Raw genomic sequence first — 12,615 nt, forward strand, 5'->3', positions numbered from 1 at the left:
TGGACCATGAATGTCACCTGGAAAGCTGCTGTGCATCTCCATATCCCATATCCTGGGCGCAACGTACCGGGAGGCGGGACGGCGTCGTAACGTACGAGTTCAACGGTGAGCTGAGGAGTGGAACGTGACGCGGATCGCGGTGGTGGCCGGGGACGGGATCGGGCCCGAGGTGGTCACGCAGGCCCGTAAGGTCATCGACGCCGTCCTCCCCGGGGTGGAGGCCACCGGGTACGACCTCGGCGCCGCCCGTTACCACCGCACCGGCGAGGTGCTGCCGGACTCGGTCCTGACCGAGCTGGCCGGGCACGACGCGATCCTGCTCGGCGCGGTCGGCGACCCGACCGTCCCGCCGGGCGTGCTGGAGCGCGGCCTGCTGCTCAAGCTCCGTTTCGCCTTCGACCAGTACGTCAACCTCCGTCCGTCCCGCCTCTGGCCGGGCGTCACCGGGCCGCTCGCCACCGTCAAGCCGGGCGAGGTCGACCTGGTGGTGGTCCGGGAGGGCACCGAGGGGCTCTACGCCGGCGCGGGCGGCTCGCTGCACCGGGACACTGCCGCCGAGGTGGCCACCGAGGAGAGCCTGAACACCCGGCACGGCGTGGAACGGGTGATCCGGGACGCCTTCGCCCGCGCGGGCCGCCGGGAACGGCGCAAGGTCACCCTGGTGCACAAGACCAACGTGCTCACCCACGCCGGCTCGCTCTGGGCCCGTGCCTTCGCGGCGGTCGCCGCCGAGCACCCCGACGTGACCACCGAGTACCAGCACGTCGACGCCGCCGCGATGTTCCTGGTGACGCAACCGCAGCGGTACGACGTGGTGGTCACCGACAACCTCTTCGGCGACATCCTGACCGATATCGCCGCCGCCGTCACCGGCGGCATCGGGCTGGCCGCCAGCGGCTGCATCAACCCGGAGGGCCGTTACCCCTCGATGTTCGAGCCGGTGCACGGCTCGGCCCCGGACATCGCCGGTAAGGGCGTCGCCGACCCGGTGGCCGCCGTGCTCTCCGCCGCGCTGCTGCTGGAACAGCTCGGCCACGCCGACGCCGCCAGCCGGGTCACCGAGGCCGTAGCCAGCGAACTGGCGAACCGGGCGCCGGGCGTACCGCTGCGCACCGACGAGGTGGGCGACCGCCTGGCCGAGTACGCGGCCGGCTGACCGCCCGCACAGTCCGTTACCCGGACGCTGGTTGCAGGGGACCCCTCCTACCGTCTCGTGATGAGGAGGGGTCCCCTGCAACCAGCCCCGGCGTCACGCAACGTAGCGCCGGAGCGTCGGTCGGCCCTCCCGCTGAACGGCCGTTCGGGGTAAGTTCCACAACACCAGTCCTTCGGCGTGCGCTCCAGCACGCCGTGACGTCGTCCCAGGGAGGTCAGCGCGATGAGCGGTGGTGACAAGCTCGAATTCGAGATCCGTCGGAACCCCGCGCCCGTATCCGCCGCCGACCGGGCCGCGCTGCTGGTCGACCCCGGTTTCGGCCGGGTCTTCACCGATCACATGGTCACGATCCGCTATGCGGAGGGCAAGGGCTGGTACGACGCCCGGGTCGAGGCCCGCGCCCCGATCCCGATGGACCCTGCCAGCGCCGTGCTGCACTACGCGCAGGAGATCTTCGAAGGGCTCAAGGCGTACCGCACCGCCGACGGCGGGGTGACGCTGTTCCGTCCGGAGGCCAATGCCGACCGGTTCGTCGCCTCGGCCGAACGGCTGGCGATGCCCCCGCTGCCGCCGGAGGCGTTCCTCGACTCGCTGCACCGGCTGATCGAGATCGACCGGGAGTGGATCCCGACCGGCGAGGACGGCAGTCTCTACCTGCGACCGTTCATGTTCGCCAGTGAGGTCTTCCTCGGTGTCCGGCCGGCCCGGGAGTACCTCTACGTCCTGATCGCCGCCCCGGTCGGGTCGTACTTCTCCGGTGGGGTCAAGCCGGTGAAGGTCTGGATCTCCCCGGACTACACCCGGGCCGCGCCGGGCGGCACCGGTGCGGCGAAGTGCGGCGGCAACTACGCGGCCTCGCTGGCGGCCCAGGCCGAGGCGATCGAGCACGGCTGCGACCAGGTGGTCTTCCTGGACGCGGTCGAGCGGCGCTTCGTCGACGAGCTGGGCGGCATGAACGTCTTCTTCGTCTACGACGACGGCACGCTGGTGACCCCGCCGCTGACCGGCAGCATCCTGCCCGGCATCACCCGGGAGTCGGTGCTGACCCTGGCCGCCGAGGCGGGACTGACCGTTCAGGAGCGGTCGGTCAGCTTCGCCGACTGGCAGGCCGACGCGGTGAGCGGGCGGTTGCGCGAGGTCTTCGCCTGTGGCACGGCCGCCGTGATCACGCCGATCGGGCACGTCCGCTTCCCCGACGGCGAGTTCCCCGTCGGGGCGGGCAGGCCCGGCCGGGTCACCATGGAGCTGCGCCAACAGCTCGTCGACCTCCAGCGCGGCGTCACCGCCGACCCGCACGGCTGGGTCCACCGGGTGTTCTGACCCGTCAGGGGGTCGTGACCCCTCCACGTCGGCGTCCCGGGGTGATGTCCACTATCGGACATCACCCCGGGATGTCGTTGTTTCAGCCGGTGGAGGCGCTGATCACAGTCTGTGACCGGTGTGCCGGACTACCGGAGGTCATCCATGGTGACCTATCTTGCTGACGCAGAACCTTCGGTGCGTCATAGGGAGTCAGCATGTCGGCAGTTGTCGGTCACCGCGTGAGCCACCCCCGGTCCTGGGCGGGCCCCCGGCGGCTCCACCCGGCGGTTCACTCCAGCAGGTGAGTCCGGAGCGCGTCGAGCTGCGCGTCGGTCAGTCCGGCGTGGCGGAGGTACCCCTCGACCGATCCGTGCCGTCCGCGCAGCTCGTCGAGGAAGAGCGGCATCGTCTCGGCCGGTGAGGAGAGGAACGGTGCGGGCGGGTCCTCCGCGTCCGGGTTGCTGGCGGCGAGCCAGGCGCTGAACCGGGCCGACGCCTCGGTGCTCAGCGCGTAGTCGGCGGCGATGTCCGCGTCGCTCACCCCGAGCAGGGACAGGGTCAGCGCACAGACGATGCCGGTGCGGTCCTTGCCGGCCACGCAGTGCACCACGACCGGGGCGTTCTCGGCGTCGGCGATCAGCCCGACCGCCTCGCCCAGCCCGGCCGCGCCGGTGGTGGCGAGGGCGACGTACCGGTCGACCAGGAAGCCGGCCAGGCTGGTCTCCGGGTCGTACATCTGCTCCCCCCAGGACCGGTGCTCCGGGTGGATGTGGCGGTAGGTGAGCCCGTCGTACGCCGGCACCCGGCCGTCGCGGGCCACCTCGGTCGGTCGGCGCAGGTCGATCACCGTCCGGACGCCGAGCGCGGCGAACGCCGCCCGGTCGGTCTCGTCGACGCGGTGCAGGGAGTCGGAGCGGTAGAGCCGCCCCCACCGTACGGTGCGTCCGTCGTGGCCTCGGTAGCCGCCGACGTCGCGGAAGTTGAACATCGCGGAGAACGGGATTCGTCGATTCACCTGGGGGGTGTCCACACCCGACACGGTAACGGCCGGCGGGGCGGAACCCCACCGGCCGTCACGTCGTGGTCACCTACCGGGCGGTGCCCGGTGGCACGGGCGCGTACGTGTCGTCGTAGTAGCCGCCCAGCCGGTCCCGGTATGCCGGGTCGGTGTCGGTCTCGTCGTACTCCGGCGCGGCCTTGACCTGGTCGCGGCTCCGGTCGACGGACACCGTACGGGCGTCGTGGTCGACCTGGTTGACCGTGCCGGCCGGGAGCATCACCTTCCGGCCGAAGATCCATGGGCCGGTGTCCACCACCAGGTAGCTGGCGTTGACCTCGTGGCTCGCCTCGTCGATCTTCCCGATCGACCCGTCGGTCGCCTCGACCTTGTAGCCGGCCAGGTCGGCGTCGGTGACCCCGGCCTCGTCGCGGTAGCGCCAGGGGTCGAAGGCCCCTGCGGGTGCGCCACCGGCGAACCCGCCCTGTCCGTCGTCGGTCACCGGCTTCGGCGAGGCGTGCGCCGCACCCGGATCGAGCCTGTCCATCGGACCGCCCTCCTGCCTCGACTGCGTCGTATCGCGGAGACTGTTCCCGTCAGGGCTCTTCGTACCCCGTGGTCGCGGTCGCACACCCGACCGCCGCGACCGGTCCCGCGGGGGCGTGCGGTGGGGCCGGCACCGGTGGGCGGCACGGGGGAGGATCCGGTGCGGCACGCCCCGGAGACCCGGAATGCCCCGGAGACGACGCGACCGGGGCCGTCCACTGGTCGGACGGCCCCGGTCGGAGTCCACACACCGGGCGGACGCGTGGCGTCAGCCCAGCGCTGCCTCGGCGTCGAGCGCCACCGCGGCGGCGTGCACCACGGCGGCGATGCGCAGCCCCTCGTGCACCTGCTCCCGGGTGAAACCGGACCCGCGCAGGGTCTTCTCGTGCGACTCCAGGCACACCCCGCACCCGGTGATCGCCGACACCGCCAGGCACCAGAGTTCGAAGTCGCCCTTGTCCACCCCGGGCCTCGCGATGATCTGCATCCGCAGCCGGGCCGGGATCGAGGCGTACGACTCGTCACCGATCAGGTGCTTGGACCGGTAGTAGATGTTGTTCATCGCCATGATGGTGGCCGCGCCCTTGGCTGCCTCGACCGCCTCCGGCTTGAGGTGGTCGGCCGCCTCGGCCGCGATCTCGCGCAGCACCACCGGGTTGCGGGCGGCCACCGCGCAGGCCAGCGCGGTACCCCAGGCCTGGACCGGGCTCAGCGTCGAGGTGCCGACCGTGGACCCGAGGTTGAGCTTGATGTCCTTGGCGTACTCCGGCAGAGCCGCCTTGACGGCGTCGAGGCCCATCGGTCAGGCCCCGGCCATCAGCTTGGTGGCGTCCAGGGTGTCGCCGCCCTTGTTCCAGTTGCACGGGCACAGCTCGTCGGTCTGCAGGGCGTCGAGCACCCGCAGCACCTCGGAGACGTTCCGGCCCACGGAACCGGCGGTGACCATGGCGAACTGGATCTCGTTGTTCGGGTCGACGATGAAGGTGGCGCGCTGGGCCACGCCGTCCTCGCCGAGCACGCCGCAGGCCTCGGTCAGCTCGCGCTTGATGTCGCTGAGCATCGGGAAGGGCAGCTCACGCAGGTCCGGGTGGTCCTTGCGCCAGGCGTAGTGGACGAACTCGTTGTCGATCGAGACGCCGAGGACCTGGGCGTCGCGGTCGGCGAACTCGCCGTTCAGCCGGCCGAACTCGGCGATCTCGGTCGGGCAGATGAAGGTGAAGTCCTTCGGCCAGAAGAAGACGACCCGCCACTGGCCCTGGTACGACTTGTGGTTGATCGTCTCGAACGCCTTGTCCGCCTCCAGGGAGACGCAGGCGGTGAGTTCGTACTCCGGGAAGCGGTCACCGACAGTGAGCACAGGTCCTCCTTGACATGCGGCGCGGGTCCGTAACTGGACTGGTTCCAGATTTTGCCGCAGTCTCAAGTCGGGTGGTCGGCGGCCGGGCCACTTGTGAAGTCGATCACCGATTGGGTGCCCCGATCAGGCGTTCGGCCGTCGCCCGCCGGAGTGGCCCGCCGCCACCCGCCGTCCCGCGATGTGGATTTTGCCTCCCAGATTCGGTGCGCGGGTGGCAGAGTACGGACTGTGACCAGGACCGCCCTGATTATTGGCACCTAGCGCGCCGGCAACCCTCCGCCGAGCGCGCAGACCTCCCGCATGCCGCGGGGGGTCTTTTTGTTGGTTCCAGAAAGGTCTCCCATGACGTACCAGGTCTACGACACGACGTTGCGCGACGGTGCCCAGCGCGAGGGAATCAGCTACTCCGTGGTCGACAAGCTCGCGGTGGCCCGGCTGCTCGACGAGTTCGGCGTCGGCTTCATCGAGGGCGGCTGGCCGGGCGCGGTGCCCAAGGACACCGAGTTCTTCCGCCGGGCCCGCACCGAACTCGACCTGCGTCACGCTTTGCTGGTCGCGTTCGGTGCCACCCGCCGCGCCGGGGTCGCGGTCGGCGACGACCCGCAGGTCCGTGCCCTGCTCGACGCCGAGACCCCGGCGATCGCGCTGGTCGCCAAGGCGGACCTGCGGCACGTCGAACGGGCACTGCGGACCACGCCGGCCGAGAACCTCGCCATGATCCGGGACACCGTGGCCCACCTGGTCGCCGAGGGACGCCGGGTCTTCGTCGACGGGGAGCACTTCTTCGACGGGTACCGCGCCGACCCGGCGTACGGCGCGGCGGTGGTGGAGACCGCCCTGGACGCCGGGGCCGAGGTGATGGTGCTCTGCGACACCAACGGCGGCATGCTGCCCTCCCAGGTCACCGCCGCCATCGTCGACCTGACCGCCCGCACCGGGGTCGGCCCGGAGCGGCTCGGCATCCACTGCCAGAACGACACCGCCTGCGCGGTCGCCAACACCGTCGCCGCCGTCGAGGCCGGGGTCCGGCACTTCCAGGGCACCGCCAACGGCTACGGCGAACGCCCCGGTAACGCCGACCTCTTCGCGGTCGTCGCCAACCTCCAGCTCAAGCTCGGGATCCCCGTCCTACCGGACGGGTGTCTCGAACAGATGGTGCGCGTCTCGCACGCCATCGCCGAGATCGCCAACATCGCCCCCGACACCCACCAGGCGTACGTCGGGGCCGCCGCCTTCGCTCACAAGGCGGGGCTGCACGCGAGTGCGATCAAAGTGGATCCGCTGCTCTACAACCATGTGGACCCCGCCGTGGTGGGGAACGACATGCGGATCCTGGTCACCGAGATGGCCGGCCGGGCCAGCATCGAGCTCAAGAGCCGCGAGCTCGGGCTGGACCTGGCCGGCCGTCCGGAGACGCTGTCCCGGGTCACCAACCGGGTCAAGGAACTGGAGGCCGGCGGCTGGTCGTTCGAGGCCGCTGACGCGTCCTTCGAGCTGCTGGTCCGTTCCGAGCTGCCCGACCACGCCCCGGCGAAGCCGTTCACGCTGGAGTCGTACCGGGTGATCGTCGAACACCGGGAGGACGGCGCGGTCGTCTCCGAGGCGACGGTGAAGATCCGGGTACGGGGAGAGCGGGTGATCGCCACCGCCGAGGGGAACGGCCCGGTCAACGCCCTGGACGAGGCGCTGCGGGTCGGGTTGGCCCGGCACTACCCGGAGCTGCGCGACTTCGGGCTGGCCGACTACAAGGTGCGCATCCTGGAGGGGAGCCAGGGCACCGGCGCGGTCACCCGGGTGCTGGTGGAGACCACCGGTGCCGGCCGGGACTGGACCACCGTCGGCGTGCACCCCAACGTCGTCGAGGCGAGCTGGCACGCCCTGGTCGACGCCCTCACCTACGGTCTCGACCGCGCACACGTCTGATCCCGCGCCGGGCCGGGCCGGGGCGGTGATGGGTGGTAGCAGGGGTCCCCTGCACGACAAAAAGCGGTAACAGGGGTCCCCTCCTACCACCTCAGGCGGGGCTACCACCTCAGGCGGTGCGGCCGGGCAGGCGGAGTTCGGCCAGGACGGTGCGGTGGTCGCTGCCCGGCAGCGGGCGCACCGCCACCGAGCGGACCGCGATCCGCCGGTCGACCAGCACGTGGTCGATGGCGACCGGCGGGATCGGGTCCCCGTCGTACGGGCCCCACGTGCCGGTCAGCCCGGCGCCGACCGCGTCGGCCGCGTCGACGTACCCGGTGTCGAGCAGGTCCCGCAGCGGCGCGTGGTCCAGGGTGGCGTTGAAGTCCCCGGCGAGGACGGACAGCTGCCCGTCCGGAGTGGCCGAGGGCTGGGCGGCGAGGTCGGTCCGCCAGTCCGGGACCACCGACGGCGCGTACGGGGCCGCCGGATGAACCGACTCGACCCGTACCGGGGGCGCGTCGGGCACGCTGAGGGTGCCGTACGCCTGGCTGAAGCCGAAGCCGACGTTGCGCCGGATGCCGACCTCGGTGAGCGGGAAGCGTGCGTAGAGCCCGGAGCCGGTGGTGCCCACCTCGGGGTTGAGCTGCCGGTACGGCAGCAGCCCGGTCAGGCCGAGCCGGTCGAGTTCGGCCTGCGCGTCGGGGGTGAACTCCTGCACCGCCAGCACGTCCACGCGCCCGTTGCGCACCAGGTCGACCAGCCGCCCGGTGTCGCCCGCGCCGGCCAGCAGGTTGGCCGTGAGCACCCGGAGCGTCGGTCCGTCGGCGGCCGGTTGGCCGGTGGGCAGGACCCGGGGCGTGACCACGATCGCCAGGGCCAGCGCGGTCAGGGCCGCGACCACCGCAGGGCCGCGTCGCCGCAGGGCGAGCGCGAGCACCAGGGGCAGCACGCTTCCGGCCGCCACGTACGGCGTGAAGGCCACCGCCTGCACGAGCGCGCTCCGTTCCAGTCCGGGCAGGCGGACGGCGGCGAAGGCCAGCCCCGGTGTGACCGCGAGCCAGCAGAGCAGGGTGCCCTGGCGTCGTAACCCGGTCGTCGGTCGGCCCTCGGTGCCTGCGGTCATCCCGACACGGTAGCCGCCCCCGCTCCGCGCCCGGTCACCACGTGGTTTCGTGAACGGTTCTTCGTTTCACCATCTGCTGTCCGCAGGGTGCTGAAAAGGCATCCAAAGCCACGGTCAGGTATTGACCAGGCGCATTTTGTGGTGCCACTTTCCTCTGTGGCTGGAGCCGATACTCTCCGTAGTTTAACCAGGTCAATGCTGGTGTAGACCCGAGAAACTCTGCCCGGTCGGGACTGCCTTGCGCTATTTTTCCCGACCCTGCGATCCGGCAACAATCCGTTCCACGAAATGCGGAACGGCTCTACTCGCCTCGCTTGAAGCAAGGGAGATCTGTCATGGCCAAAATGTTCTCACGTAAGGCGGTCGCGGTGACGCTCGCCGTGTTGGGGCTGAGCCTGGCCGGAGGGGGGATCGCCGTCGCCCAGCCCAACGAGGGCAGCGGCGCCCAGCCGGCGGTCCGGCAGGGTCAGCAGCCACCGCTGTCGCCGGAGTCGGCCCGGAAGGCGCAGGAGGCGCTGAAGCAGGACGCGGGCACCCTCGCCACCACCGTCTCCTTCGCCGTCGTCCGGTCGAACGGCGTCCTGGCCCGGGGGCAGGACGTGGTCTCGGTGACCCGGTACGGCGTCGGCCAGTACGAGGTGTTGTTCAACCGTGTCCTCTCCCGCGGTGCCTACGTGGCCACCCTCGGAGACTCCGCGGACTGCTGCGTCCCGGCGAACGGTGAGATCTCGGTGGCGCCCCGGCTGAGCATCACGACCGGGGTCTTCGTCCAGACCCGCAACTCCAGCGGCACCGCCGCGGACCGGCCCTTCCACCTGCACGTGACGGGCTGACCCCGGCACGGCGTGGGGGTGGCCGGAGTCGGTCACCCGACCGGCGCCGGCCCCCTGCGCCACGGGGGCCGGCGCCGCCGGCTGTCGGAAGGGGCTGTCGGCTGTCGGACGGGGCTGTCGGCTGTCGGGGAGGGCCGCCGGGTCGGCGAAACTCGTCCCGTTCGAGAGGGAAAAGCGAGGTTAGCGGCTCAGATTCCGACGTTTGTCGTGGCGGTGCCCCGGGAAGCAAGCACCGTGACGGACATCTCGGACACCCTGGCCAGCGTGCCCAGCCCGGACGATCCCCCCGCGCCCGGCATCGAGTTGGAACAGATCCTCCACGAGGTCAAACGTGTGATCGTCGGGCAGGACCGACTCGTCGAGCGTCTGCTCACCGCGCTCGTCGCGGACGGGCACTGTCTGCTCGAAGGGGTGCCGGGCGTAGCCAAGACCCTGGCCGCGCAGACCCTCGCCACCGTGGTCGGTGGCACGTTCTCCCGGATCCAGTTCACCCCCGACATGGTCCCCTCGGACATCGTCGGCACCCGGATCTACCGGGCGTCCCGGGAGACCTTCGACGTCGAACTCGGCCCGATCATGGCCAACCTGGTGCTCGCGGACGAGATCAACCGCGCGCCGGCCAAGGTGCAGTCGGCGCTGCTGGAGGCGATGGCCGAACGGCAGGTCTCCATCGGCGGGCGCAGCTTCGGCGTACCCGACCCGTTCCTGGTGCTCGCCACCCAGAACCCGATCGAGTCCGAGGGCGTGTATCCGCTGCCCGAGGCACAGCGGGACCGGTTCCTGATGAAGGTGGTCGTCGACTACCCGGACGACGCCGACGAACTGGCCATCCTCTACCGGATGAGCACCGCCCGGCCGCGTCCCCGCCGGGTGCTCGACCCCGACCGGCTGCGCACCCTCCAGGCCCGCGCCCGGGACGTCTTCGTGCACCACGCCCTCGCCGAGTACGTCGTCCGGCTCATTCTTGCCACCCGCGACCCGGGACGCTTCGGCCTGCCCGGACTCGCCCCCATGCTGTCGTACGGCGCGAGCCCCCGCGCCACCCTCGGCCTGGTCGCCGCCGCCCGGGCCCAGGCCCTGCTGCGCGGTCGCGGGTACGTCGTCCCCGAGGACGTCCGGGAGCTGGCGGTGGACGTGCTCGCCCACCGGCTGGTGCTCTCCTTCGACGCGGTCGCCGACGGGGTGTCCGCCGAGGCGCTGGTCCACCGGCTCGTCGAGGCCGTACCCCCGCCCCGGATCGCACCCGGCCGCCGACCGGTCGCCCCCGACCTGGCGGCGGCATGAAGAGGGCCCGCCGCCCGCCGCTGCCGGCCGGTTCCGCGCAGCGCGACCCGGGTCTGGCCGAGCTGACCCCGGACCAGCGACTGCGCCGGCTGGAGCTGACCGTCACCCGCCGGCTCGACGGACTGTTGCACGGCCAGTACCGGGGCCTGTTCCCCGGGCCGGGCAGCGAGACCGCCGGCAGCCGGGAGTACCGGCCCGGCGAGGACGAGGTACGCCGGATGGACTGGGCGGTCACCGCCCGCACCGCCGTACCGCACGTACGGGAGGTCGACGCCGACCGGGAACTGACCACCTGGCTGCTGGTGGACGCCAGCCCGAGCATGGAGTTCGGCACCGCCGACCTCGACAAGCGGGAACTGGCGGTGGCGGCGGTCGCGGCGGTCGGGTTCCTCACCGCCGGTGCCGGCAACCGGCTCGGCGCCCAGGTGCTCACCCGTGACGGGGTACGCCGGTTCCCTGCCCGGGGTGGACGCCGGCACCTGGTCAACCTGCTCCGGACGCTGCTCGCCGCCCCGCGCGGCGACCGGGCCGCCGCCGTACCGGATCCGTCCGGGCGACCCACCACGGCGGCCGGCGTGCCGTCCGACACCGGGCCCGCCGGTGCGGCCGACGCCGTCTCCCTGACCGAGGCGCTGGCCTCGGTGCACCGCCTCGCCCCCCGCCGAGGGCTGGTCGTGGTGGTCTCCGACTTCCTCGACGCCCTCCCCGACGACCCGTGGGCCGAGGCCGGGTGGGAACCGGCATTGCGCCGGCTCGCCGTCCGGCACCAGGTGCTCGCCGTCGAGGTGACCGACCCGCGCGAGCTGGAACTGCCGGACGTCGGACTGATCACCCTGGTCGACCCGGAGACCGGACGGCGTCGCGAGGTGTGGACCGGCGACCCGGTGCTGCGGGACCGGTTCGCCCGGGCGGCGACCGCCCAGCGGGAGCAGGTCCGCCGGGCGCTGCGCCGGTGCGGGGCGGCGCACCTGGCGCTGCGGACCGACCGGGACTGGGGTGCGGACATCGTCCGGCACGTGCACGCCCAGCGCCGGCTGGCTCTCGCCCCGGCCGCCCGCGGCGTCCCGACCGGAGGAGGTGGCGTGTGATCTGGCAGTCCCCGGTCCGGCTCTGGCTGCTGCTCGGCGTGCTCGCGCTCGTCGTCGCGTACGTCCTGGCGCAGCGCCGGCACAGCCGTTACGCCGTACGGTTCACCAACCTGCGCCTGCTCGACCGGGTCGCGCCGCAGCGGCCGACCTGGCGGCGGCACCTGCCCGCCGGGCTCTTCCTGGCCATGCTGGCGTTGCTGGTGGTCGGGTTCGCCCGGCCGACCGCCGAGGTCCGGGTACCCCGGGAACGGGCCACCGTGATGGTGGCGGTGGACGTCTCCACCTCGATGCTCGCCAGCGACGTCGAGCCGGACCGGTTGACCGCCGCGAAGCACGCGGCCCGGCGGTTCGTCGACGGCCTGCCCGAGGAGTTCAACGTCGGGTTGGTCGCCTTCGCCGGCAGCGCCGCCGTGCTGGTCCCGCCCGGCACCGACCGGGAGGCGCTGCACGAGGGGATCGAACGGCTGGTGGAAGGGGCGACCGGGGTCCAGGGCACCGCGATCGGCGAGGCGATCAACACTTCCCTCGGCGCGGTCCGGGCGCTGGACAGCCAGGCGGTGAAGGACCCGCCGCCGGCCCGGATCATCCTGCTCTCCGACGGGGCGAACACCTCGGGCAAGGACCCGATCGAGGCGGCCGGCGACGCGGTGACGGCCAAGGTGCCGGTGCACACCATCTCGTTCGGCACCCCGAGCGGCTTCGTGGACCGGGGCGGCCGGCCCATCCAGGTGCCGGTCGACGGCCAGACCCTGCGCGCGGTCGCCGAGGAGACCGGCGGCGGCTTCCACGAGGCCAGCACGAGCGACGAACTGCGCGCCGTCTACGAGGACATCGGCACCTCGGTCGGGTACCGGACGGTGCGGCAGGACGTGTCGGCCCGCTTCATCGGGCTCGGGCTGATCCTCGCCATGGGCGCGGCGGCCGGCTCGATGCGGTGGTTCTCCCGACTGCCCTGACCGGTCCGTACCGCCGTGCCGGACGCAGCGGTGCAACGGCACAGGCGGCGGGCGGTGCCGGTGCGACG

The 12,615-nt window shown here is 72.2% G+C and carries 12 protein-coding genes; 7 read left to right on the forward strand and 5 right to left on the reverse strand.

Annotation, left to right across the window (positions count from 1 at the left end; translation table 11 throughout):
* Window positions 1-124: 124 nt before the first annotated feature.
* Together IGA62_RS19490 and IGA62_RS19495 are read left to right on the forward strand one after the other, a co-directional pair.
* Window positions 125-1,156: a 3-isopropylmalate dehydrogenase gene (locus IGA62_RS19490; RefSeq protein ID WP_091458223.1), complete on the forward strand. Its 1,032-nt coding sequence runs from the start codon at window positions 125-127 to the stop codon at window positions 1,154-1,156.
* A gap of 222 nt (window positions 1,157-1,378) precedes the next feature.
* A complete protein-coding gene (locus IGA62_RS19495) occupies window positions 1,379-2,476 on the forward strand; it encodes a branched-chain amino acid aminotransferase (protein ID WP_145819429.1) in 1,098 nt (365 codons plus the stop codon).
* Between the two features lie 271 nt (window positions 2,477-2,747).
* On the opposite strand, the gene IGA62_RS19500 is transcribed toward IGA62_RS19495, so the two are convergent.
* From IGA62_RS19500 to IGA62_RS19515, 4 genes are all read right to left on the reverse strand, one after another.
* Entirely contained in the window at window positions 2,748-3,497 is a 750-nt protein-coding gene (locus tag IGA62_RS19500) for a tyrosine-protein phosphatase (RefSeq protein WP_377464245.1), read from the reverse strand.
* A gap of 49 nt (window positions 3,498-3,546) precedes the next feature.
* Window positions 3,547-4,002 carry a PRC-barrel domain containing protein gene (locus IGA62_RS19505; protein WP_145819428.1) on the reverse strand — a complete coding sequence of 152 codons (456 nt, stop codon included), beginning with the start codon at window positions 4,000-4,002 and terminating at the stop codon, window positions 3,547-3,549.
* Between the two features lie 267 nt (window positions 4,003-4,269).
* Window positions 4,270-4,800, reverse strand: coding sequence for a carboxymuconolactone decarboxylase family protein (locus tag IGA62_RS19510; RefSeq protein WP_091458232.1), 531 nt, complete (start codon window positions 4,798-4,800; stop codon window positions 4,270-4,272).
* Between the two features lie 3 nt (window positions 4,801-4,803).
* Window positions 4,804-5,358 carry a peroxiredoxin gene (locus IGA62_RS19515; RefSeq protein ID WP_145819427.1) on the reverse strand — a complete coding sequence of 185 codons (555 nt, stop codon included), beginning with the start codon at window positions 5,356-5,358 and terminating at the stop codon, window positions 4,804-4,806.
* Between the two features lie 342 nt (window positions 5,359-5,700).
* Between IGA62_RS19515 and cimA the strand changes: the two genes are divergently transcribed.
* Window positions 5,701-7,281 (forward strand): citramalate synthase, encoded by a 1,581-nt coding sequence (cimA, locus tag IGA62_RS19520; RefSeq protein ID WP_145819426.1) that lies wholly within the window; start codon window positions 5,701-5,703, stop codon window positions 7,279-7,281.
* Between the two features lie 109 nt (window positions 7,282-7,390).
* Here the strand turns inward: cimA and IGA62_RS19525 are convergent, their stop codons facing one another.
* Window positions 7,391-8,386 carry an endonuclease/exonuclease/phosphatase family protein gene (locus IGA62_RS19525; RefSeq protein ID WP_145819425.1) on the reverse strand — a complete coding sequence of 332 codons (996 nt, stop codon included), beginning with the start codon at window positions 8,384-8,386 and terminating at the stop codon, window positions 7,391-7,393.
* A 335-nt stretch (window positions 8,387-8,721) separates the two neighbouring features.
* On the opposite strand from IGA62_RS19525, the gene IGA62_RS19530 reads away from it, so the two are divergent.
* From IGA62_RS19530 to IGA62_RS19545, 4 genes are all read left to right on the forward strand, one after another.
* Entirely contained in the window at window positions 8,722-9,219 is a 498-nt protein-coding gene (locus IGA62_RS19530) for a hypothetical protein (RefSeq protein ID WP_145819424.1), read from the forward strand.
* A 234-nt stretch (window positions 9,220-9,453) separates the two neighbouring features.
* Window positions 9,454-10,503, forward strand: coding sequence for an AAA family ATPase (locus IGA62_RS19535; RefSeq protein WP_190289186.1), 1,050 nt, complete (start codon window positions 9,454-9,456; stop codon window positions 10,501-10,503).
* Window positions 10,500-11,591, forward strand: coding sequence for a DUF58 domain-containing protein (locus IGA62_RS19540; protein WP_145819423.1), 1,092 nt, complete (start codon window positions 10,500-10,502; stop codon window positions 11,589-11,591). The genes IGA62_RS19535 and IGA62_RS19540 overlap by 4 nt, the downstream gene beginning before the upstream one ends.
* The gene (locus tag IGA62_RS19545; RefSeq protein ID WP_145819422.1) at window positions 11,588-12,547 is read left to right on the forward strand and encodes a VWA domain-containing protein; all 960 of its coding nucleotides are present in this window, start codon (window positions 11,588-11,590) and stop codon (window positions 12,545-12,547) included. The genes IGA62_RS19540 and IGA62_RS19545 overlap by 4 nt, the downstream gene beginning before the upstream one ends.
* Window positions 12,548-12,615 lie beyond the last annotated feature (68 nt).

It is taken from the genome of Micromonospora sagamiensis, assembly GCF_014680085.1.
Classification (GTDB): Bacteria; Actinomycetota; Actinomycetes; order Mycobacteriales; family Micromonosporaceae; genus Micromonospora; species Micromonospora inyonensis.

Bases quoted from the DNA above. Each gene is read 5' to 3' on its own strand.
- cimA (WP_145819426.1), top strand. From the start codon at position 5,701: ATGACGTACCAGGTCTACGACACGACGTTGCGCGACGGTGCCCAGCGC.
- IGA62_RS19510 (WP_091458232.1), bottom strand. From the start codon at position 4,800: ATGGGCCTCGACGCCGTCAAGGCGGCTCTGCCGGAGTACGCCAAGGAC.
- IGA62_RS19530 (WP_145819424.1), top strand. From the start codon at position 8,722: ATGGCCAAAATGTTCTCACGTAAGGCGGTCGCGGTGACGCTCGCCGTG.
- IGA62_RS19540 (WP_145819423.1), top strand. From the start codon at position 10,500: ATGAAGAGGGCCCGCCGCCCGCCGCTGCCGGCCGGTTCCGCGCAGCGC.
- IGA62_RS19525 (WP_145819425.1), bottom strand. From the start codon at position 8,386: ATGACCGCAGGCACCGAGGGCCGACCGACGACCGGGTTACGACGCCAG.
- IGA62_RS19505 (WP_145819428.1), bottom strand. From the start codon at position 4,002: ATGGACAGGCTCGATCCGGGTGCGGCGCACGCCTCGCCGAAGCCGGTG.
- IGA62_RS19495 (WP_145819429.1), top strand. From the start codon at position 1,379: ATGAGCGGTGGTGACAAGCTCGAATTCGAGATCCGTCGGAACCCCGCG.